Source organism: Leptolyngbya sp. FACHB-261, from assembly GCF_014696065.1.
Taxonomy (GTDB): Bacteria; Cyanobacteriota; Cyanobacteriia; order FACHB-261; family FACHB-261; genus FACHB-261.
On record NZ_JACJPL010000034.1, the window covers coordinates 1 to 20,591 of the forward strand.

At 47.5% G+C, this 20,591-nt stretch carries 23 protein-coding genes and 3 pseudogenes; 15 read left to right on the forward strand and 11 right to left on the reverse strand.

Features of this window, described 5'->3' with window-relative positions; translation table 11 throughout:
* Positions 1 to 114 precede the first annotated feature (114 nt).
* A pseudogene (locus H6F94_RS30675) lies at positions 115 to 890 on the reverse strand (IS630 family transposase); the annotation flags it as partial.
* 138 nt (positions 891 to 1,028) lie between these two features.
* On the opposite strand from H6F94_RS30675, the gene H6F94_RS30680 reads away from it, so the two are divergent.
* Together H6F94_RS30680 and H6F94_RS30685 are read left to right on the forward strand one after the other, a co-directional pair.
* Entirely contained in the window at positions 1,029 to 1,526 is a 498-nt protein-coding gene (locus H6F94_RS30680; protein ID WP_190806098.1) for a GNAT family N-acetyltransferase, read from the forward strand.
* A gap of 563 nt (positions 1,527 to 2,089) precedes the next feature.
* Positions 2,090 to 2,470, forward strand: a complete 381-nt coding sequence (locus H6F94_RS30685) for a cupin domain-containing protein (RefSeq protein WP_190806099.1) — start codon at positions 2,090 to 2,092, stop codon at positions 2,468 to 2,470.
* A 543-nt stretch (positions 2,471 to 3,013) separates the two neighbouring features.
* Here the strand turns inward: H6F94_RS30685 and H6F94_RS31900 are convergent.
* Entirely contained in the window at positions 3,014 to 3,334 is a 321-nt protein-coding gene (locus H6F94_RS31900; RefSeq protein WP_313949408.1) for a redoxin domain-containing protein, read from the reverse strand.
* Between the two features lie 175 nt (positions 3,335 to 3,509).
* Positions 3,510 to 4,025 (reverse strand): DM13 domain-containing protein, encoded by a 516-nt coding sequence (locus H6F94_RS30695; RefSeq protein ID WP_190806100.1) that lies wholly within the window; start codon positions 4,023 to 4,025, stop codon positions 3,510 to 3,512.
* Positions 4,026 to 4,944: 919 nt separating this feature from the next.
* Here H6F94_RS30695 and H6F94_RS30700 point away from each other — a divergent pair.
* The gene (locus H6F94_RS30700) at positions 4,945 to 5,889 is read left to right on the forward strand and encodes a DMT family transporter (RefSeq protein ID WP_190806101.1); all 945 of its coding nucleotides are present in this window, start codon (positions 4,945 to 4,947) and stop codon (positions 5,887 to 5,889) included.
* A 33-nt stretch (positions 5,890 to 5,922) separates the two neighbouring features.
* Entirely contained in the window at positions 5,923 to 6,837 is a 915-nt protein-coding gene (locus H6F94_RS30705; RefSeq protein ID WP_190806102.1) for an alpha/beta fold hydrolase, read from the forward strand.
* A 244-nt stretch (positions 6,838 to 7,081) separates the two neighbouring features.
* On the opposite strand, the gene H6F94_RS30710 is transcribed toward H6F94_RS30705, so the two are convergent.
* Positions 7,082 to 7,876 carry an SDR family oxidoreductase gene (locus H6F94_RS30710; protein ID WP_190806103.1) on the reverse strand — a complete coding sequence of 265 codons (795 nt, stop codon included), beginning with the start codon at positions 7,874 to 7,876 and terminating at the stop codon, positions 7,082 to 7,084.
* 110 nt (positions 7,877 to 7,986) lie between these two features.
* Positions 7,987 to 8,757 (reverse strand): enoyl-CoA hydratase/isomerase family protein, encoded by a 771-nt coding sequence (locus H6F94_RS30715; protein ID WP_190806104.1) that lies wholly within the window; start codon positions 8,755 to 8,757, stop codon positions 7,987 to 7,989.
* A 598-nt stretch (positions 8,758 to 9,355) separates the two neighbouring features.
* Here H6F94_RS30715 and H6F94_RS32740 point away from each other — a divergent pair.
* A pseudogene (locus H6F94_RS32740) lies at positions 9,356 to 9,511 on the forward strand (LysR family transcriptional regulator); the annotation flags it as partial.
* Between the two features lie 51 nt (positions 9,512 to 9,562).
* On the forward strand, positions 9,563 to 10,249 hold the full coding sequence (locus tag H6F94_RS30720) for a substrate binding domain-containing protein (RefSeq protein WP_242041533.1): 687 nt from the start codon (positions 9,563 to 9,565) through the stop codon (positions 10,247 to 10,249).
* A gap of 108 nt (positions 10,250 to 10,357) precedes the next feature.
* On the opposite strand, the gene H6F94_RS30725 is transcribed toward H6F94_RS30720, so the two are convergent.
* From H6F94_RS30725 to H6F94_RS30740, 4 genes and pseudogenes are all read right to left on the reverse strand, one after another.
* Positions 10,358 to 11,617 (reverse strand): GAF domain-containing sensor histidine kinase, encoded by a 1,260-nt coding sequence (locus tag H6F94_RS30725; RefSeq protein WP_190806105.1) that lies wholly within the window; start codon positions 11,615 to 11,617, stop codon positions 10,358 to 10,360.
* A gap of 6 nt (positions 11,618 to 11,623) precedes the next feature.
* Positions 11,624 to 11,812: pseudogene (locus H6F94_RS33695) on the reverse strand (response regulator); the annotation flags it as partial.
* 275 nt (positions 11,813 to 12,087) lie between these two features.
* Positions 12,088 to 12,483 carry a hypothetical protein gene (locus tag H6F94_RS30735; protein ID WP_190806106.1) on the reverse strand — a complete coding sequence of 132 codons (396 nt, stop codon included), beginning with the start codon at positions 12,481 to 12,483 and terminating at the stop codon, positions 12,088 to 12,090.
* Positions 12,484 to 12,703: 220 nt separating this feature from the next.
* Entirely contained in the window at positions 12,704 to 12,952 is a 249-nt protein-coding gene (locus H6F94_RS30740) for a hypothetical protein (protein ID WP_190806107.1), read from the reverse strand.
* Positions 12,953 to 13,273: 321 nt separating this feature from the next.
* Between H6F94_RS30740 and H6F94_RS30745 the strand changes: the two genes are divergently transcribed.
* Positions 13,274 to 13,537 (forward strand): hypothetical protein, encoded by a 264-nt coding sequence (locus H6F94_RS30745; protein WP_190806108.1) that lies wholly within the window; start codon positions 13,274 to 13,276, stop codon positions 13,535 to 13,537.
* A 15-nt stretch (positions 13,538 to 13,552) separates the two neighbouring features.
* Here H6F94_RS30745 and H6F94_RS30750 read toward each other — a convergent pair whose 3' ends face one another.
* Positions 13,553 to 13,693, reverse strand: coding sequence for a hypothetical protein (locus tag H6F94_RS30750; RefSeq protein ID WP_190806109.1), 141 nt, complete (start codon positions 13,691 to 13,693; stop codon positions 13,553 to 13,555).
* 178 nt (positions 13,694 to 13,871) lie between these two features.
* On the opposite strand from H6F94_RS30750, the gene H6F94_RS30755 reads away from it, so the two are divergent.
* The 3 genes from H6F94_RS30755 (at position 13,872) to H6F94_RS30765 (ending at position 15,968) form a co-directional block, all read left to right on the forward strand.
* Positions 13,872 to 14,117, forward strand: coding sequence for a nuclear transport factor 2 family protein (locus H6F94_RS30755; RefSeq protein WP_190806110.1), 246 nt, complete (start codon positions 13,872 to 13,874; stop codon positions 14,115 to 14,117).
* Between the two features lie 250 nt (positions 14,118 to 14,367).
* A complete protein-coding gene (locus H6F94_RS30760; protein WP_190806111.1) occupies positions 14,368 to 14,766 on the forward strand; it encodes a hypothetical protein in 399 nt (132 codons plus the stop codon).
* 941 nt (positions 14,767 to 15,707) lie between these two features.
* Positions 15,708 to 15,968, forward strand: a complete 261-nt coding sequence (locus tag H6F94_RS30765) for an ATP-binding protein (RefSeq protein ID WP_242041531.1) — start codon at positions 15,708 to 15,710, stop codon at positions 15,966 to 15,968.
* A gap of 120 nt (positions 15,969 to 16,088) precedes the next feature.
* On the opposite strand, the gene H6F94_RS30770 is transcribed toward H6F94_RS30765, so the two are convergent.
* A complete protein-coding gene (locus H6F94_RS30770; RefSeq protein ID WP_190806112.1) occupies positions 16,089 to 16,769 on the reverse strand; it encodes a TetR/AcrR family transcriptional regulator in 681 nt (226 codons plus the stop codon).
* Between the two features lie 127 nt (positions 16,770 to 16,896).
* Between H6F94_RS30770 and H6F94_RS30775 the strand changes: the two genes are divergently transcribed.
* From H6F94_RS30775 to H6F94_RS30795, 5 genes are all read left to right on the forward strand, one after another.
* Positions 16,897 to 17,160, forward strand: a complete 264-nt coding sequence (locus H6F94_RS30775; protein ID WP_199320778.1) for a hypothetical protein — start codon at positions 16,897 to 16,899, stop codon at positions 17,158 to 17,160.
* Positions 17,161 to 17,229: 69 nt separating this feature from the next.
* Entirely contained in the window at positions 17,230 to 17,955 is a 726-nt protein-coding gene (locus tag H6F94_RS30780) for a Coq4 family protein (RefSeq protein WP_190806114.1), read from the forward strand.
* A 454-nt stretch (positions 17,956 to 18,409) separates the two neighbouring features.
* Positions 18,410 to 18,694 (forward strand): tyrosine-type recombinase/integrase, encoded by a 285-nt coding sequence (locus H6F94_RS33700; RefSeq protein ID WP_396426469.1) that lies wholly within the window; start codon positions 18,410 to 18,412, stop codon positions 18,692 to 18,694.
* A gap of 139 nt (positions 18,695 to 18,833) precedes the next feature.
* Positions 18,834 to 19,121 carry a hypothetical protein gene (locus H6F94_RS30790; protein ID WP_190806116.1) on the forward strand — a complete coding sequence of 96 codons (288 nt, stop codon included), beginning with the start codon at positions 18,834 to 18,836 and terminating at the stop codon, positions 19,119 to 19,121.
* Between the two features lie 196 nt (positions 19,122 to 19,317).
* Positions 19,318 to 19,689: a hypothetical protein gene (locus tag H6F94_RS30795; RefSeq protein ID WP_190806117.1), complete on the forward strand. Its 372-nt coding sequence runs from the start codon at positions 19,318 to 19,320 to the stop codon at positions 19,687 to 19,689.
* Positions 19,690 to 20,591: the final 902 nt, after the last annotated feature.

The window sequence follows — 20,591 nt, forward strand, 5'->3', positions numbered from 1 at the left end:
CTCGCTTGCGACGAACCCAAGGCTATGCGAAAAGTCTGTGATTATTCTCCTTTAGGGCTTTGGATTGCTCGCAGTAGGCTGGGAGAAAGGCTGTAGAGCGGAATGATGGAGCCCTCACCTTCGGAGCTGTGCGCTGAAGTTTCCTGTGTTCTGCCGACTACACGCAGCATCCACACAATCTCGAAAGTTTTCAAACTCATCCAATCGCTGTCGCATCCAAGTCTTCAGCACAAACCACAAGTGTTCAGTCTTGTTCAAATCTGAAGAATAAGGCGGTGGATACCAAATCTCATATCCGGCTGCTGCCACAATTTCTTCGACTCTCTAGGAACAATGAAAACTCGCGTTTTCAATGACAATGACATCTCCTGGCTGCAATCACGGCACTCAGCATTCCTCCAACCACATTTTGAATAAGCCTCAAGTGCAAGAACTGGCAAAAGTCATCGGGACAAACAAACATCCTTCCTTCAAGGCTGCAATCCGGCTGATTCGTTCAGTGCCCTTGCCCGACTTCAGGGCATAGAACCGTTGCCCCACCTCGCAGTAACCATAGGGGTAATCCTCTCGGTTATCAGGGCCAGCTTCATCGACATAAACAATCTGGCGCGGCAACTTGCTCTTCAAGCGCTCTTCAAACTCCTGACGCTTGAGTTCGTCTCGTTCTACGTATCCGTAAGTCTTTTTTTGCGACTCAAACCAAGCTTAATCAAGGTATCACTGATGTTTTGCTGAGTAACGTTATCTCTCCATAACTTTGCCATCTCCCGTTGAGTTTTACCGCCATGCTTTTGGACAAATTCCTCAAAGCGTTTCCAATTGGTGATTTTATGCTGATACCCTTTTTGGAAGCGGGTAATGGCTTGATAGTTCCCTATTTGGGCTTCCCGTTAAAAAGTTGAGCCATCTCTGTAATGTTGTTATTGCTATATCCTTTTGAGTTAGCATCGGAGGCAGCCTTTAAGAGCTTCTTGTAGGCGTTTCAGGTTAAGTTGGCTCTAGTTTTCACTGAAGGTCGCTGGATTTAGATGCAAGCTAATTTTACAATTCGTACTGCTAAGCCCGAAGATCGACTAATTCTCATCACGTTGATGAAATTGCTTCAAGATGCTGAGCGCGAGTTATGTCTAAACAGAACCCTAGGTTCTGAAATTGGTGATGCACACTTAGCATATCTCGAAGAACTTGCTGGGAAACAAAACGGTCAGATTTATGTTGCAGAGTCCAAAGAGGACATCCTTGGTTTTGTTGTTTGTTTTGTTGAGAAACTCGATGAAGGAGATCTGCATGTCGTTGAATCAGAGCGAGAGTACGGTTACATTTCTGACTTGTATGTTGTTCCTGTAATGCGAAAGCACGGGGTGGGGGCTGAGTTGATGCAAGCGGCTGAACGACATTTTCTTGATTTAGATTTGGAAGTTGTCAGAGTTGGTCTGTTATGTAGCAATGAACCTGCAGCTAAGTTCTATCAGAAAGCCGGATATCGGCCGTATGAAATTTTTTACAAAAAGCATCTCAATGAGTAATTGAGGCACAATAACCCCACCGTACAGACTTATAGGATCCTGTCGCTTCGTTTTGAGCACAATTCGTGAACTAGAAAAAATTTCGGAAATTGGCAAAACAATTACTCAGTATTTCGTAGACATTGGGATCGAATCGATTAAAGACTTGGAAGAATAAAAGGCAGAGGTGCTTTACAATCGGCTGTGCGTCCATCAAGGTAAGCACGTCGACCGCTGTAGGCTCTATGTGTTTGATGCGCAGTGTATTACACTTCAGCAAGTGAGCCTAATCCAGAGCTATTGAAGTGGTGAAATTGGAAAGACAGAGAGGTAAAAGAATAGGCAATGTCAACAGTGCCGCAGAACAGCTGGTTAGAGCAGACGAGCAGAGCCTCTACGCTTCGTTTCAGGGTTACTTGCACTGTTCAATCACACTGTTAGCCGGACGGCATAGCTCTATTTAGGGCTATGCCTAGAAGAGTGACGATTTCCCTCTGTCCATTAGGTCTTTTCTCCGAAACCTCTCGAGCGGGGTTCTATCGTTACTGGTATAGTTTAGTTTCAGTTGTGGTAGAGGAACCAAAATGAGTACGACCAGGATATTCAACAGTTCCGCTTTTCTTCAGCCAACGGACGAAGAGCCAATTCGTTCAGTTGTTACAGAATCCAAGGATGCGGTTGTTGTAGCCTGGTACATCAAGCCGGGTCAGGCAATTTCCGCGCACATCCACCCTAGTGGGCAAGATACTTGGACCGTTTTAGCTGGAAAGGGAGAATATTATTTGGATCAAGCCGGAACTACGAAGCCAATCATTGCGGGAGATGTGGTAGTTGCTCCTACTGGCTGCGTGCACGGAGTATTCAATAACAGCAATGAGCCCTTGGTTTTTATCTCAGTAGTGTCCCCCGCTGACGCAGGCTATCAACTTGTCTCGTCAGAAGATGCTTTGTATCTCCATCCCTAGCCATTCAATCTATCAAGCTGCTTCCGGCGAAAAGTGATTCAAGTGTTGGATGCAGATGCAAAACAAAGACACTTTAGATGTATGAAACAGTTGATCCAATATTTTTATGAAGTCAAATTAGATAAAGCCATTCTCTGGTGTCACCTCATTTGGTATGTCGTGGTGGCTTATCTCTATTTTGATCCTTCGCTCACAATAGCAACCATTGGCAAACATTCAGATTGTATCTGATGCCATTTTGTGTCTCAAGTTTTTTGCTTTGATTAAAGATCAAGAATTCATCATAGTTGTATCATCAAAAACAGGATAAACTCTGGTAGCAGTATTATGCTGTGTTTTGTTTATGGCAGTTGTTTTAGCAGTCAAATTAACTCAAAATAAGATTGTCTGACAATGCGCCAGAACTTCCTGTGCTCCATTCAGTAATCGCACTTTGATATGCCGATTGCGCTCGCATCTGCATAATGGTGCATAAATCTTGCCGTAACTCTTCGAGCGTATATCGTCCAACAAAGAAGCAGCCATTGTAAATTTTATGGATGGTTAGGTCGGGGCGCAGTACAAAGTGTAGGGCTGAGCACGATAAGCATACTCACTCTCAGCCGCATCTAAGATGTTAATCTGCTTGATCAGTTCTCGGTTTGGATCACACAAAAATTGCCACTGTGCCCCTAGCCTAGCTTGAAAGGCCGCTTGTACAAGCGGCGGATCAACACAAACGGTTACCAGTCTGCAATAGTTGACGGCAAGTTCACTCTGAAACTGCACAAGCTGTGGAAGCTGCTGGCGATCGCGTGGACAAAAGAAGCCTCGGTAAAAGATTAGAATCAGTGGGTAACCGTCGGCAAATCCCAGATACTGAATCCGTCAAACTAGGCTGCGTCAGGCTAGAGAGTTTTACCAACTCATTCTCATGGTTAGGGAGTTCACTATTAGGAAAGCGATCGCCAACGCTTAGAAGAGTGGTTATAATGTCCTTTTACCTACCTTATGGCAACGCTCTACCATCCTAATAGCTCATTCAACAGATGCCCATTCGTTAGCTATCAAACTTAGCGACACCAAACGTGGCATTGAACTGGCGACACCAAATCACAGCAGATTTGTAGTCTTCTAGATTTACATCTTCAGGAACAGGATAACGCTGAGCACCAGTAGTGCTTTTTAAGGGACCTAGAATGACATAGTCCTGCTCCTGCAACGGATAAGCTGGAGGCTGAGTAGAGCCTAACACATCATCAGAGCGGTGCAGGATTACAAACAGATCTGGGCCTTGGTCACTTGTTTTGAAGGCTTGATTTAGCTCTAGATATCGTTCTCCGTCCTTAGCAACAATTTGAGCTATTCCCTCAGTCGGTGCTTCTCCAGCCACAAATGTGCCGGATTTTGCAGCAGGCTCTGGTGCAAATGTATCTGGGTCAGTTGAAGCAGTAACTTCTGCGCTAGGCGAAGGGTTTGCAGCTTCACTAGCAGGCTGATCAATGGCTACTTCCCTTGCACAACCAATAGACAAAATCAAAGTGCTTACAAGAATAATGAGTTGATTGAATCTCACTGGTCGCAACCTCCTTAATGACGTGAGTTTGAAATTGTTGGGATTTGATTACATGTTGGGATACGAGGGCATATCATCTCCAATCAGGAGCCTTGCTAAACGGGACGATCCTTTACCATAGGTCAGGTGAATGTATACAGACTGCTCCAGCAATCGCTAGGTGGCTTTAGCTTCCATCAAAGACAAAATACGTGGACTAGCCTGACCGTCTCGTATCCCACCAGCGTTGCCTCTAAAATTTGGTAGTCTCTCAGTTTACCACCATTAGGATAGCGAGAGTATAAAGCAGTCATCGTTTAACCCCAGATCAACAATATAGGGCTTCTGCCAAGTAAAAGGAATTTACAGCATTGAAAGATCTCTGTTAATCCCTTGCAGATTACCGTAATGTTGGCACAGGTTCTAACAACCAAGATGAGGAGAACCTGAGTGTTCTCTGAAAAGTTCCAAGTTTTTCTAATCTGAATCAATTCACAAAAGCTTTAGCTTAATTTCTGTTTTGTCCTGACCTAGTTGTGACAACGAAAATTTTTCCGCTGCTGCAGCTAAGCCAATTTGATACTGAGTGCTGCCTCTGCAAAGTTGTAGAGTAAGGGTAGTTTTAGCGGTTTCTTAATCTCACCAACAGCGTTTGGTGCAAAAGCAGTCATGGCTATAATGCTGTTGTTGTGCCGTCATCGTTGTAATGGGAAAAGGAGATGAACCAGCCTTAGCAGCATTGACAAAATTCAAGTATAGCCAGCCGCTCACTCGCTTCAACTGGCTCCAATTTTGATTGGTCAATTTGTTCGCTAACAGTTCCATATTCTAATTATAATTCTCTAAAGCCATCCAGCTGGGTAGAAAGCATGCTAGAGTCTGACCACTGGTTGGCCTTTAGAAGGTTATATCAATCGCCATAGAATTGGCAGAGGCTTGTATGTCTGTTTCTTCTGCCAAAGATATTCTCAAACGCAAGTCGATCGCGTTCATGGTTTTATCGGCGGGCTGTTGGGGATTGGAGACTGTCATGAGCAAGGGGGCACTGGAGCAACTTCTCCCACTGACATTGCTCAATCTACAGCTGATTGCCAGCGTCGTATTTTTGTGGATTATGGTTGCACTGGGTTACTTTCACAGGTCTTTTCGCGGCTCTAAAGTGCTTCGATTCAAGCCACTCCTGACCTGGAAAACTATGGCATATGCCCTTTCAGGCTTATTAGAACCTGGATTCGCTTACACATTGGGGCACATTGGTTTAACTATGACAACAGCGAGCAATGCTACGCTAATCAGCACAGCCGAACCTGTAATCATTACTGGACTTGCTGCTCTGTTGTTGAAAGAGCGGGTCGGAATTTTACTACTGATGCTTTCAATGACGGCGATTGCAGGAGTATTTCTGACGATTGGATTTGCCCCGCAATTAAGTCGCGATTCACTGATCGGTGATTCATTGATTGCCTTAGGGACTTGCTGTGCTGCGTTTTACGTAATTTCGTCTCATCGTGGCGTTAAAGGGCTCGATCCCTTACCGCTAGCCGCAATGCAACAGAGTGCTGGACTAGCTTGGATTGTGCTCATGTGGCTTGTGTTAGAGCGAAGTGAGAACATCCAACTAGCCAGCGTTAGTCCAACAGTTTGGGGATTGGTCATTGCTTCCGGCATCATTCAATTTTCCTTGGCATTTTGGTTATATCTCATTGCCCTGCAAGGAATTTCAGCTAGTCTAGCAGCCCAGTTTTTGACGTTGATTCCGATTTTTGGCGTGTGTGGAGCTTATGTGTTCTTGGGTGAGCGGTTAACGATCATTCAAGGCTTAGGCATGTTTCTTATCATTTCCGCCGTGTATGCGATGACTCGCCTTAAAGCAACTGGTCAATAAGCATATTTGAATATTTGAGAGGTATCACTAGCGATGATTTCAAGCCATGAAACCTTCAACGGAACCTTTCCATTTACGCCACGTTTTTCAACGGCTCCCGGATTTCAAATGCATTATGTGGACGAAGGAACGGGCACACCCATTCTTTGTCTGCACGGAGAGCCAACCTGGGGCTACCTATTTCGAGAAGTTATTCCGGTGCTGGCTCAGCAGCATCGAGTGGTCGTTCCAGATCACATGGGGTTTGGCAAGAGCGAAACTCCACAGAACCGTGAATACACACTTAAAGCCCACATTGACAACCTCGAAACCCTAGTGGTCGATCTCGATCTACGAGACATCACTCTGGTCATGCATGACTTTGGCGGTCCAGTCGGTGCAGGTTTAACAATGCGGCATCCCGATCGCATTGCCCGCTTAGTTGTAACCAATGCTTTTGTGCCATTCGGTTTACCGCTAGAGCAGGAACTGCTCCCTCTCAACATTGCTGAAGCGGAATGGTTTCAGTGGATCATCAAGTCGTACAAAGATGGCAGCTTCGAGCCAGTACTAGGTAATCTAAACTACAACATTCTAAGCACGATGAAGCTGAATGGATTCGAGCGGCTTTCTCGGGTCGACACAACTTGGATTCAAGCCTACGGTTCGCCCTTTACAACGCCTCAAGAGTGTCTGGGCGCGATCGGCTGGGCGCGTGGCATTGCAGAGGGCACACTGGCATTCGAAACAGCAAACGACCACGCCGTTGCTGCCATTCTTAGCAAACCCGCTCTACTGATTGAGGGCATGAAAGATCCGACCCTACTGCCCAAGTATTTTATCCCTCTATTTGAGGCAGCATTTCCTGATGGAATTGTGCATCGCTTGGAGAACGTTGGACACTACTGCTACGAGGATGCATCTGAAATCATTGCACCTTTGATTGATCAATTCGTTCAGCTCACTTAAGAAACAGAGTAAATCGATGGAGTAACCAAGAATTGAGCTAGCTATAGAACCACAACCTGATGAAATCGCATCTGTCACACAGCAGATTATTAAGTTCAGCAACAGTTGTGCTGGGGAGGTTAGTTACAAGCCCTTAGTAATCTTTTGAGAGAGGCAGATGATCGCATAGTTAGTGGATTGATTGGAGAAACTTATTAGCAGTGGTTGTATATGGATGTGTTGTGTATGAGCTTGCAAAAATGGATCAAATACCAAATGATAAAAAGCCTCCATCTACAGCGATACACTGTCCTGTGATATAAGATGCTGCAGATGTACAGAGAAATGCAACCAAGCCTGCAACTTCTGGGGGTTCTCCAACCCGTCCCATTGGAGTTTGCGAGATGACGGCATTCAAAACCTCCGGATTATTCAAAAGAGGTTCTGTCAGTGGCGTGCGAATGAACCAGGGAGCAACAGTATTGACCCGAATGTAATCGCTTGCCCATTCTACTGCTAGGGAGCGAGTTAATTGCACTAACGCTGCTTTAGTGATTCCGTAAGGTGCGCCAGTTCGAATCGCAACTAAGCCAGCAACAGAACCTACGTTGACAATGCTACTGCTACCTCCTAGTTTAAGCAGTGGGTGAGCGAGGCGGCACATCTCAAACACTGAAGTGAGATTGCTCTGAAAAATTGAATTGTACTCCTCCGAAGTGTATTCAAGCGCTCGCTTGCGGATGTTTGTGCCCACATTGTTTATCAGCATGTCTAATCCACCCATCTTCTGAGCAACCTGTTCAAAAATCGCCTGGCGACCTTCCAGCTCTGCCACATCTGCAGCAATACCGTGAGCCTTGAATCCCTGCTGTTCCCAAGTTTCAAGCTGCTGTTGAACAGCTACTGTACTTCGGGCAACGATTGTCACCTGTGCGCCCAAACCAAGGAATTCTTGGGCAATTGCCAGTCCAATTCCTTTCGTTGCTCCAGTAACTAAAGCTTTTTTTCCAGTTAATATCCAACGGTTGCGGAGGATTTCAGTCAAAGCGGCGTTCGTCATGACAGTTTCACAAATTCAGCTTGGGATTGCATTAACTTCAGCGATGAATTCACCGCTCCAAGTGAGCTGTTCTTGGGTGCTTGCGTAGTGGGCACCCAAGAACAGCTTTACTACTCAGCGTTGCGGAGGTCAGTTGCGGTAATGCCTTCTAGTGCAAGACCATAGCCTATACCTTCAGTGGCCAGGCGCTTTATTCGCTGAGTTAGGGCAACACGGGTGTAGCGCAAAGTGAGCGTTGGTTGTTTTGCCAGTTGTCTCGCCAATTCCCATGCCCTCTCCATGAGACGGTCTGATGGCAGAACTTCATTGACTACCCCTAATTGATGCGCTTGCTGGGCGCTGAGTGTCTCTTGAGTAAGTAGGAAGTAGCGTCCCCGAGATGGGCCTAGAACTAAGGGCCACAGCACGTGCACCCCATCGCCTGGTACGATTCCTGCATTTAAGTGGGGCATGTCCTGAAATGTGGCATTTTCTGAGGCGAGAATGATGTCCGTTGTGAGGATGTATTCGGAGTGTAGAAGCGCAGGACCATTAACAGCCGAGATAACTGGAACTTCAATATCGAGCAAGTTTTGCAATACCTTCTTGCCTTCCCAAAAGGTTTTGTCCCACTCGCGCGGATTGGTGACGTCACCTAGGCTGTTGAAGTCAATTTGAGCGATCCAAGAGTCTCCTGTGCCTGTAAGGATGACAATTCGGTTGTCACGATCACGGCTAATATCATAGAACGCATCGGGAAATTGTCTGTGAGCCGTTCCAGTGAAGATGAACGGTCCGCTATCGGTGTGCATTTTGACTTCTAAAATCCCCTTTTCGTCACGGTAGAAGTGCAGGTTTTCGTACTTGCTGAAATAAGCAGGCTGTTCAGTATTGGGTTGCATAGTTTTGCCTTCAGATGTTTGTGATGCTAGTCGCAAGATTGTTTTGCAGTTTTACTCCATTGCAAAAAACCTCTCAGGTTGAGACCGAAGAAAGCAATGTTCCCAATCGCAATAGCAATGCTACTTGCCATGAATCCAACAATAATCCAGCAGAAATTGACGATCATGAAACTGACAAAGCCTACTCGTCTTTGATTTCCCAGCAAATAGATAGCGGCAAAGGAAAACACTATTGCTAGCTAATCAAGCGCATAATATTTGACTAACGAGTTTGGCATTGGTATGCCGACTCCTAGTTGCGCTAGGCCACAAGCTGGTATTTGAGATGATGCAGGGTGGTAGTTACATCTCTAGGCTCTAGTCAACTGCGATAATCGCTACAACGTAGGCTGGGATGATGGGTTGATTACCACACTCTCAGGAGGTCTTGCCGAGAAATTCTGCTCGGAACCCATTCAATGCAACCTTCTCATCATTTTTCTCTCAACGTTTCTTCTTCTATAGTGATTGATTGCTCAAAGTTTGAGAAGATAGCAAAAAAGAATATAATTTATTCCACTAAAGAATGAATCCAAAGCCTATGGACCGTATCGACTGCATGAAGAGCTTCGTGCGAGCTGTTGAAACGGGCAGCTTCTCAGCGGTTGCACGGGAAAGGAATACAACCCAACCTGCCATTAGTAAACAGATAGCGGCGCTAGAGGCATATTTAGATGTGCAACTGCTGACACGCTCAACGAGAAGTCTGAACTTGACAGATGAAGGCGTACACTTTTACGAGCACTGCCAACAGGTTTTAGCAGCAATGGCAGAAGCTGAAGCGAGTGTTGGCAGACGACAAAAACCTTCAGGGCTCCTCCGCCTCAGTTGTCCAGTCTCCTTTGGGCAGTTCCAAGTTGTGCCTCGCCTCAAGCTATTTCTTGACCGCTATCCTGACATCAAAATTGATTTGTTAATGTCAGATCAATTTACAGACCTGGTTGAGGAAGGCGTGGATTTAGCGATCAGAATTGGCAATCTACAAGATAGCTCCTTAGTAGTTCATAGAATTGGAACTGCAAGACGGTTAACAGTAGCAACTCCAGCCTACTTTGAAACGAATAGTGAGCCCCAAGTTCCTCAAGATTTAATACAGCATAACTGCATTGTCTATACCAGATTGTCGACTGGGCAGGAGTGGCATTTTGAAGGCCCTGAAGGATTAATTAAAGTTAGAGTCGATGGGAATCTTAGAGCCAATAATTCTGCTGCAGTCCGTGAGGCCGTTCTGTCAGGTCTTGGTATCGCAGTTTCGCCAGTTTGGTTGTTTAGCGATGCACTCAGGCAGGGGAAATTAAGCGTTGTTTTAAAGGAGTATCAACCCACTCCATTGCCGATTCATACTATCTACAGAAAAAATCGCTTTTTGTCTGCTAAAGTACGCTGCTTAGTCGATTTCCTGATAGATGAATTTGGCACTGCCTCTTGGATACCTGACATAGGAAACCATTAGAATCAAACGTTACATCAAAGAAATTTAACTAGAAGCATTTCATCGCCGGGTTAACGTTCAGGGTGGACTTCTTGCTAGGCAAGAAGTAGCATGGCCCGTGGAAGCAGCTTAAACGACAGTTGGCAATAAAATGCTCACGCGGGTACCTTCTAGAGTGGAAGACTGGATATCCATTTCGCCATTGTGAGCCTCAACAATTCGCTTGACGATGGCGAGCCCGAGCCCTGTGCCTGAGGATTTCGTCGTGTAGAACGGCTCAGTCAGCCTTGGCAAAACCTCTGGAGGAATCGGTTCACCACCATTGTGGATCTGGATGCAAACTTGCTTGGGAGTGGGGGATATAACCGTGCAAGTGACGGTCTCTCCTGGAGCCACTGCTTCGCAAGCATTGCGCACAGTATTAAGCAAGACTTGCTTGAGCTTGTCTTTGTCACCCAATACCTGGGCTACTGGGCAAGACGAGAACTCCATCTGGCGTCCCAGGGCTTCAGGCATGCTAGAGATTAACTCTTGCACCTCGGCTGCTAAAGCAAAGATATCAACCGGTGAGAGTTGCAAAGTCTGAGGTTTGGCATACAGCAAGATTTCACTCAGCAGACGCTCCAAGCGAGTGGCTTCGCCCAATGCCAGAGCCAGCCGCTCCTGGAATGGTGGCGACAGGACGAGTTTTTTGAAGGATCTGAGCCCCATGAGCACCGTAGTTAAGGGATTACGTAACTCGTGCACGATGGTCGTGGCGAACTCACCGATGGCAGCCAGCCGTTCCTGCTCAACCAGTTTTTCTTGGGCAGCATGGAGTTCTGTAGTGCGTAGTGCGACCTCGGCCTCCAAGGTTTCATTGAATTGCAGCTGACGCTGGTAAAGACGGTAGTTATCTAGCGCGGTGGCTGCCCGTTCTGCAAATAGTTCAACGATGCGGATTTCTGTTTCGGTATAGAAACGTGGCTCTTGGTGAAAAGAACAGACAGTCCCGATGACTTCGCCAGTGGGCGTGTATAACGGTACCCCTAAGTAGGAGCGATAACCCTCTGGAGCTTGCCCATACTCTGGGTGGGCCTGAGCATCTTCGACAGCCAGTGTGCGACCTGTTTTCACGACTGTTCCGGTTAAGCGGCCATGCAGTGCATAAACCTGAGCACGGTCACTTATATCAATGCTGCTGGCCAGCACGGTCTCAAAACCGTCCTGGCACAGAGTCACAATGGACCAATGGATGTTGATCAAACTGCTGACGCCACAGGCAATTTCTTGAAGGTAGTCGCTCAACTCACCGGTTCTGTAGCTCAGGGAGGCGAGAACCGCTAGCGCTTGTTGAGCTTGCTGCCACTGCTCAGGATTCAGACTCTCCATATCAGCCCCATCAGTCATCAGTCATCAGTCTGAATCGGTGCTGGATATCGGATGTTGCAGAGATCCTGTTAAAAGACTGTGACCCTGAACCAGCAATTCCTCGGTACTAAAGGGTTTGTCGAGGTAGGCATCAGCCCCGGTATCTTGGGTGCTCATCTGGTTACTGATCTCATCATCGGCTGTCAACAGAATAACGGGCAACGGGTTACCCGCCGCTTGTAAGTGCTGACATAGTTCAACTCCTGCTAAGCCGGGGAGTTCCCAATCGAAGACGTGAGGTCTGGATTAGCCTTTTGCACTGCTGCTAGGCCACTGGCACCATCGCGAGCCACGTTCACCTGATAATTGGTACTGTGTAGCTCCAGCTTGATGAATCTTGCCAGTTATCCCTTTCTTTCAACAACCAAAATGTGGGTGGCCATCCCTCTTTGTACAACCTAAGCTTGCACTGGCTAGATCGCCTCCGAGTTGTTGAATAAGTTTGGCAACTAGGCCGGTCCAGCCTGTTTGGTGACTGGCTTCCAGACCAGATCCGTCTTCGCCGTGAAAGTATTCGTGGAAGTGAAGATAGCCTTTGAACTGTGGATCCTGGCCAGCTTGTCATAGTGGCGACAGAGGGGACGAATGCCCTGCTCGTCTTCGAGGGAAATGTGGCTCAGGGGTCGGGAAAGCTCAGCAGCAACTTCCCAAAAGCTCATGTGAATGCCAGAGCCGGTAGGACATTCCAGCTTGAAGTCATAGTCAAGGTATTGATGGAACTTCTGGAGCGATTCAATCGGCAGATAACTCACCGGCATCCAGATCACCATGCCAGTTAGAGTTGCCGCCAAAGAGCCCCGTTCTTGATTCGCCCGGTTCGCAATCGGCGCGGTAGTCCTGGCCATTGACATTGAAAATGTAGGGATGGTCTTTGTGGTAGCGCGAAAGCGAGCGGATGCCATAAGAGAGAGGAACTCAAATTCATCCAGCATTTTGGCTAGTACCGGCTTGAGACGCTCGGGCTGAGAATCGAGACAGTCTGCGGTTGCTCATCCCTGGCAGCTTGATATTGGCATATTGTGAGCGAGCTCAGCACGATGGGTCAAAAACCAGTTGATTCTGACACTAAAATCTGGTAACAACTGCTCCAATTCCGGCTCCCCATAGCTCAATGCCTTCACCAGCGATGTTGTTCATCGCTGTGGCAATGTACAGAAAGTGCTCAAAGAATTGGTTGCGATATCTTCGTAGGTCCGCTGCTCCTGAGCCAGTTTCAGAGCAATGTCCAGCAAATTGAGACATATACATGCCCATCCGGCTGGTGGCATCCTCTGCTGCAAGTCCCTCCGGTTGGCAACATGGCAGAGCAGTCAAACACGCCAACATTATCCATGTCTAAGAAGCCGCCTTCAAAGACATTGTTACCCGTACTGTCCTTGTGGTTAACCCATCAGGTAAAGTTGAGCGTTAGTTTGTGGAAGATGCGTTCCAAAAATTCAACATCACCTTTGCCACCGTTGCGCTTTCTCTCGATCCTGTAGACACGGAGGGTTGCCCGAGCATGCACAGGCGGATTGACCCAAAGGCCCATTCGTAGGCGGGCAGTTGGCCGTTGGGATGCACATACTATTCTCGGCACAACAGAATTAGCTGTTCCTTATCAAAGTAAGCATCGACCGTTGCCAGGAGCAGACAGTGGAAGGCCAAATTCCAGGCTGCACACCAGGGATACTCCTATTTGTCGGGCATCGGGATAATGTCGACGTTGTTGAAGCAGCGCCAGTCATGGTTGCGTCCCTGAAGGCGAGCAGTGGGAGGTTTTGGCTGTGCAGGAACTCCCTGCAACCACTGAGGAATATCGTAGTAGTAGAACTGCTTGGACCCGATCAGGCTGCCAGTGCCTGGTGCATTACGATTCCAGCGCCAGTAGGCAGTGCTGCTGGTGTAATGTCACGGTAGAAGGCGTCCGCTTCTTCAATGCGGCACTCGGCAACAAATGCTGTCGAAGTCAGCAAAAGGGTGGGCTAAGCCCGAGTCGGTGAGCCGCAGTTGGACCGGTTGGCGAAAGCCAACCATCAGCGTCAGAGAATAGCGAATCGCAACTTTAGTTCCCATCTGGGACGAATTAACCTGCTCGTTGACCCCGTACACAACTGTGTCATTGATGCTGTCCTTGACAAAGGGCGAAGGGTTAGCGAGGCCGTATAGGTTGAGGCATCGGGAGCAACATAGTAACAGCAATGACTAAACCAACTCATCATGTCTAGACGGCCACTATCACGAACGTAAAGCAGTGCTCGAAGAATGGTTTCCTAAGGTAGTCGCGCAATTTAATGATTGGAAGGGCGTGCCCGATCAACTCCTGGATGCAAGTGATGCAATTATTGGTCTCGGTCATTATCAGGGTCGCTCAAAAGTGACAGGCAAAACCTTTAAAGTGCCATTTGCTCATGTCTGGTTTATGAAAGACGGACGCACCATTAAGCTGAATCACAACGTTAATACCTTAATGCTTCATTGTGCAATGACTGTAGATTGAGTGCATAAAGATGGTAAAAACGCTGTATAGCAACGGGGTGCAGCGGACGGCCACAATTGGCCGGTGGTGATGCAGAGGTGATCTGCCGCCGCTGACCTTCGCCGTTATGCCGCAATCGGTTAATGGGGCAGTGTTAAGATTTGCCTGTACAGATTCAAAGTGAGAATTTTGAGGTAGATCATGAAAGCGACAGTTTGGCAGGCAGTTTGTTGAATTCAAAGTCACTTAGTCTTTAAGGATAATTAAAGCTATGCGCATTTACCTAACCCACTGCTCAAAAGAAAAGGAACCTAATCTTAAAGGAACTGACATTGCAGTTACACCGGATAAGTTGTACACAAACCCTGGCATTCAGCAATTTATGGAGAGATGCAAAGAAAAGGGCGTGAATTGGGGTATTCTGTCAGATCTCTACGGAGTCTACCTACCAGACGAGCATCATGTCTGGTACGAAAAACATCCTGATACGGTTACACCGCAAGAAGAAAAGATGGTCATTCAGGATTTCAATGACAAGTTAAGTTCATACGATGAAATCCTCTTCTTAGTTAGACCAGAAGCTTTCCACTCTTTCTATGGGAATGTTTTAAAAAAAACATTGCTCGCCGACAAAATAAGTATGTTCCAAAATGTTGATAGCATTGAATAAGCCTAAAGAGAAGTATGTTGTGCGGCATAACGCTCCGGTCGGAGCGGATTGATGCGAGGCTTTGTGTAGATACAGGCATTACTGGCAGCCGCTCAACCGGAGCGTTATGCTGCTTGAGCAGTTGATGAGGGCAGTGGTTTAAGGCTACTTGTAAGGGTTCAAGATTAAGTTGGTGCGGGCATTGGGGGAGCGCTAAGATAAAAACTTGCGGAGGAGTGATACGATGAAGATTCATTACTTATTGAGCGTTTCAGTTGCCCTGGACCTGTAACATTTGGCTCGGGATTCGGGCCTACCGATGGGTTTGAGATTACGAGGAGGTCAACGGCTCGTGCCTATGAGAAAGGCGCTTTGCCTCCCATTTGTTTGATTTCCTTGGGCGAGGGTAGGCAAATTACTGCTTTGGAAAAAGCACCTTCGGACTCACGGTGTAGAGGGTAGAGGAGTCCCTCTCTGCTAGCCGCTGGCCGAACTCCTGCAAAGTTTATCAGCGGGAGTTGCAGCGATTTCTGGATTGGACGGAGTGCTCCTGGAAGGACATCACTCCTCGCCAATTGGTCCAGCTCAAATCGGCAACTTGCCAAAGCCATCAACTTTAGGCTGATTTATGGCATGGGTGCCACCAAACTTCAGAGCTACACCGAGACAAAGTATGGGGTCCCTCTGGCTCTAGAGCAGGAAAAGGTATTTCAAGAACGATTCTTTGAAGCCTATGCTGGAGTAGCAGGATGGCATGGGACGATCAAGCGTAGTTCATCCGGGGAATCAAGGAGAGCCCTACCCTAGCCGGACAGCAGCGTAGTAGGCGGATAAACCCAGGCTGGCGGAATTGCTAAACCACCCTGTGCAGAAACTAAATGCTGATGTTACAAGGCTGGCGTTAGTGGAACTCGTCAAGATGCTGGAGAATACAAAAGCAAAACTGACTTGCACAGTTCGTGATGAAATGCCGCTCAGGTGAAGCACATCAGTTATCTCTTGCAGTTTGGCTATCGGCAACTCATCAAAAAGCTCATGTTTTATTCCAGGTCAAAGACCAGGGACGAGGCATTCCAGCAGACAAACTGGGAACGATCTTTGAACGCTTTCAGCTAGTCGATGCCTTCGACTCTCGCAATCAGGATGGCACTGTCTTAGGCTTGGGATCTGCCGCAATATTGTGCAACAGCATGGAGAACGCATTTGAGTTGAGAGTACGTTAGGGGAAGGCAGTACGTTTTACTTTACGTTGTCGGTTGGAGAAGAGTGAGGGCGATTGCATTTAAGTTGTAACGTTCCGGCTGAGCGGCTGTAAACAACCTTTGCAACACCGCTAAGATCTCTCAGCAGTCCATTCCAGCCGGGTTGTTAGCTGGTATTCGACCTGATGGGAAGTAGCTTTGTAAGTAGTTTAATGTGAACCGCTTCGTTTCTTCTACCAATCGCTTCCGAAACGTTTTCTTCTGGCTGAGGGCTAGCCACAGTAACGTACCAATCGCTTTTACCAGCACAAAGGCAATCGCTTCATAATCCACAGGTTTTAATTCTGCATCACGTTTAGCTAATGATTTGGCTAAATCCTGAATCAACTTAGCATCGGTTGCTTCATCGATTTCTTCCAATTCGTGCACCGTTCCCTGAACCTCCATGAAAATGGCATGGTAGCTGGGGTTATCAGTAAAAAATCGATCGGTGGTATCAATCAACTGATCCACGTAGTCCGATAAGGGGAGGGTAGCTTGCTCAGTCTCATCAATGGTGACTAACTGTTGATGCAGCATTTCTGCATAGCGCAGGGCTAAGGCTTGTAGAATCGCGGTCTTGTCTGGAAAAAACTGGTAAAGCGACCCGATCGGGACTTCGGCACGAGCCGCGATTGCATTGGTCGTCGTTGCTGCGTAGCCTTGACTCGCAAACAGTTCTTCTGCCACATCCAGAATTCGATTGACCCGCTCCTGACTGCGGGCTTGCCTTGGTTTGCGTCGCATTTCGCCTGTGGTTAAAGGGTTTTCAGAGATGGGCATTTTCCCTAGCCTCAAAAATATATGAGGATTACTCACGTTCTACTTGACGAAACATGAGTTATGTTCATATTCTAGAAACATGAGCGATGCTCACATATTAACTCGCTTTGTCCCAGAGAGCCATGTTATGACCCACAATCTGCTGTTGATTCCGAAAGCTAGCTCTGCCTGTGCCAGTATGCGTCCTCGCTGCCTTTTGCAATACGGCTGCATTGGGTTTCGTTTTGTGCGCTACCAATGTTCTCCTTGGTTCGTGATGGCAATCGTACCGCTCAAGTTGCTTTTTGCATCAAAAGTGGAGCGGACATATATGCAAATCCGTTATTTCAGTGCGATCGCTAGGATTGATTTTGTCAGCGTTTATGGTCTACTCAATGACTTACTTTGGTAAAAGTGTCTGAATAAATGTATTTGGCGGTTCGCAATTTATCAACATTTAAGTTTTTTGGACTGATTCTTTATGAAACTGAATAATTTAACTAAGCCCAACGCCTCTGCTAACGCTTACGGTCAACAGCAGACGCAATCTCCAATCCTTAGGGGTTTCAAATTATTTCTAGCGGGACTGACCATCGTTAAATCATCAGTATCAATGATATTTGGAAACAATAGTTTGCAGACAGTTGGCGAACTAGCCTACGGATTGTTGGAAACTCCTTCCTACAATTTAGTGGCTCAACACTTAAACCAAGATCCGGCTTGTGCTGAACTGATCCACAATCGCTATATTCCTCCTGCCCACGATCTGGAAATCCTACTGACTTATCCCACTGATTCCCTGGGATACATTTATGCAGCGCGAATGAAGAAAATGGGTTTCGATCCTAACCTCCATGCCGGAATGACAGCGCAATCGGATGCCGAATACGTTGAGCTAAGGCTGAGCCAGACTCACGACCTCTGGCATATTGTGACCGGATTTGACACTTCTCTAGTTGGCGAAATTGGCTTGCAGGCATTCCATTTGCCGCAGTTTCCCTATCCGTTGGCGACCATGTTAGTCGCAAATAGTTTGATATCCACCACGCTAAGGGCACCAGAGATGTTGCCCCAATTGCTGGAGGCGATCGCCCAGGGATTTCTAATGGGCAAAACTGCCAAGCCACTCTTTGCCCGGAAGTGGGAAGAGGAGTGGGAGAAGCCCCTGATTCAATGGCAGATGGAGTTGAACATCCAGCCGATTTAAAATTAGAGGTAAGTAAGTGAATGAGTGGGTAAAACCGCTTATTCACCATGTCATCACTCTGAGTTTAAGGAAACGAGATTGAATGTAGGCTTAGTTTGTCAGCTAACTATTAATAGACTGAAATTTTCCGTCTAAGATCCCAATTTAGGGTGGATAGGCGGACAATTTGGCATAACCTTCTAAAATCAGTATTTAGGTAAATTGTTTCCGCATAACACGCTACTTAAGCTAAATAGCCCGAATCTCTCCGAATAATTTCCGATTTTCCAGGAGATGCACTATCTTCGCTGTTCTCGCTCATAGACCTAAGAGCTAGTGAAGTCTGTGGCTTGAACGTAGGCGATTTCGACGGGTAAGGCTGCGGATTTGCAAAGCCAAGGACGACAGCACTGGGACAGTTCCCCTGCTCCAAAAGGGGCGAGAGGAGTGAACGTACCCAGAGTCGCGACTCTGGGTGGAGGGTTCTTTGCAACCGCAGAGCCCTTTGTTTCTAACGCAGGGACCGAACAGCCAAGGACAGCGAGTGACCTATCGGGTTGTCTACCACTTGTTTGTGCAGCTGCAGAAAGCGTCAGGTCTGGAGGCTGTGTCCCTGCACCGGCTAAGGCATACCTTTGCCACAAAACTGCTGCTGCGGGGGATGGAATCGAAACATGCGATAGCTTTGACTCGGCACCGTGAGGGTAACCTTACAGCGTTTTGCCAAGCGAGCGACAGCGACAGAGCGAGCGTTCTATAAGGTTATGGGAAAGAGGGCCGTAAAAATAACTGCACCTTATTGGATAAGCAATAGATGGAGCAGTGGCGGTGGCCTTGAAGGTAAACTTTGATGCAGAAGTACAGGCTCTGGTTGCAGAGGTGAAGGAGCAGGAGTAAGAATGACCAACGGCAACGGTAACGGCAACGGCTCTCAAGCCGAGCAGATCTGGTTTATTCTCAACGAGCTGGCGGTGTCGCAGACGCGCACTGAGCAACGCTTGAATCAGGTTCTTATTGGCCTGGAAGCGCTGAGGCAGACCGCAGAGGCGAACACCACACAGATCACCGAACTGCGAACCACAGCTGAGGCCAACACCCTGCAGATTACTGAACTTCGCTCTACGGCTGAAGCACAACGGGAGAGCATTGAGGCGCATGAGCGCCGATTGGAGCGACTAGCGGCGTAGAGAGAGTAGGGCTGAAGTGGGCAGTAAATAGGGGGTAAATCCCCCTGCTTTAGGGCTTCAACCAGCGAAGCAGCACAGAAACTTGGTTGAGAGCCTTGAGCGTCAGGACCGGCTGGGGAGTTGCTGGATTTGAGTATCAGGGATAAGCCAGCTGGGGCCGGACTAAGAGCGTCTGTCTGGAGGTAGTGAGCGGGAGATGAGCAAACGACGGCGCCGCGCAATAACCAGTAGCCCTGCAGAAATCCCAGGTCAGCCTGAAGAAGCTGCTCCCCAAGTATCTTTGCATTCATGTCAAAGCGACAGCATTTTGCATGAACAGATGGGAACGGAAGCTGTTGGGCCAGGGCCTAAACCGCGAGTGAGCGATTCATGCCAAAATACAGAACTTTTGCATGAATCGCTTAGTGACACAGAACCGCCGCAGCCGCCTCAAGCAACAACTCTGCTTTCATGCCAAAGCCCTCAGGTTTGGCATGACTCTCTAACTCCAGTTGGGCGAGAAGCTGACCATGTGCATCCCTCTTCAATCCAGCTCAAACAGGGAGATACAGATGCAAAACAGCCTTAAAAAGACCTTGTTCATGCCGCTAGAACCAGACCTGTGCTCTATTCCACCACTTATCCTGGTTGCAGATGTTTACTTTTGAGAACGGCAATCAGAACAAACCCAGCGCTTGAACTTGCCATCCTCGAAAGCTAGTTGCAGGTCGTACCGTCACTTCTTCTTCTGGCATTCGCCGCAGACCACCCAGTCGGAAATTGCCCTGTTCCTCTTGCCCTTAACGGCTCAGGACTGACCTGTATTTGCCAGGGTGCTGCGCCAGCAGTTGAGAGAACGACCGGAAGCACTGACGCCTGAGGTGGTCACATCTATTACAGGACGCTAATTCATTTGGCTGCTCTATCTGCTGGAATTTAGAGAATTGGTATAAGTGGGTCGTGAGTTGGCCCTGGTACTGCTGAAATATCTCGCAGAGCAAGTAAGTGAGTTAATCAAATGTGAAATGGGTTAGCAAAGCGTAACCCATGCGGGCGATACGTTTTACGCCTCACCTAATTCACACAAAACACAAGTTCTACATTTAATTTCACTTATTTACCCATCATCTAACTGTGTTTCATGATGACCTGCGAGATATTAGACCTGTTGTGGAATAAGCGAGAATAGGGAGCAGAAATGGGGTAACACAGATGCTGGATATTGGATGGGTGCTGAAACAAGACCGCTTGTTGAGAGCCTTAACTGGCTTGAATCGAAAGGCATTTGAAGCGTTACTGGTAGCGTTTAGTCCCTGTCCGAACAAGCTCGCCAAACTCAACCTCGTCAGTGCGCAGTAGGTGAAGGAGTTGGATTAGGAAGGATGACTCAAGCACTTGTCTTTTGCAAGACTTATGAGATCTCTTAGGTGCCCCCTGCATCTCACGTATTTCATTGATCTGCAAACCGCTGCCTATTACATGGTCAAGTAA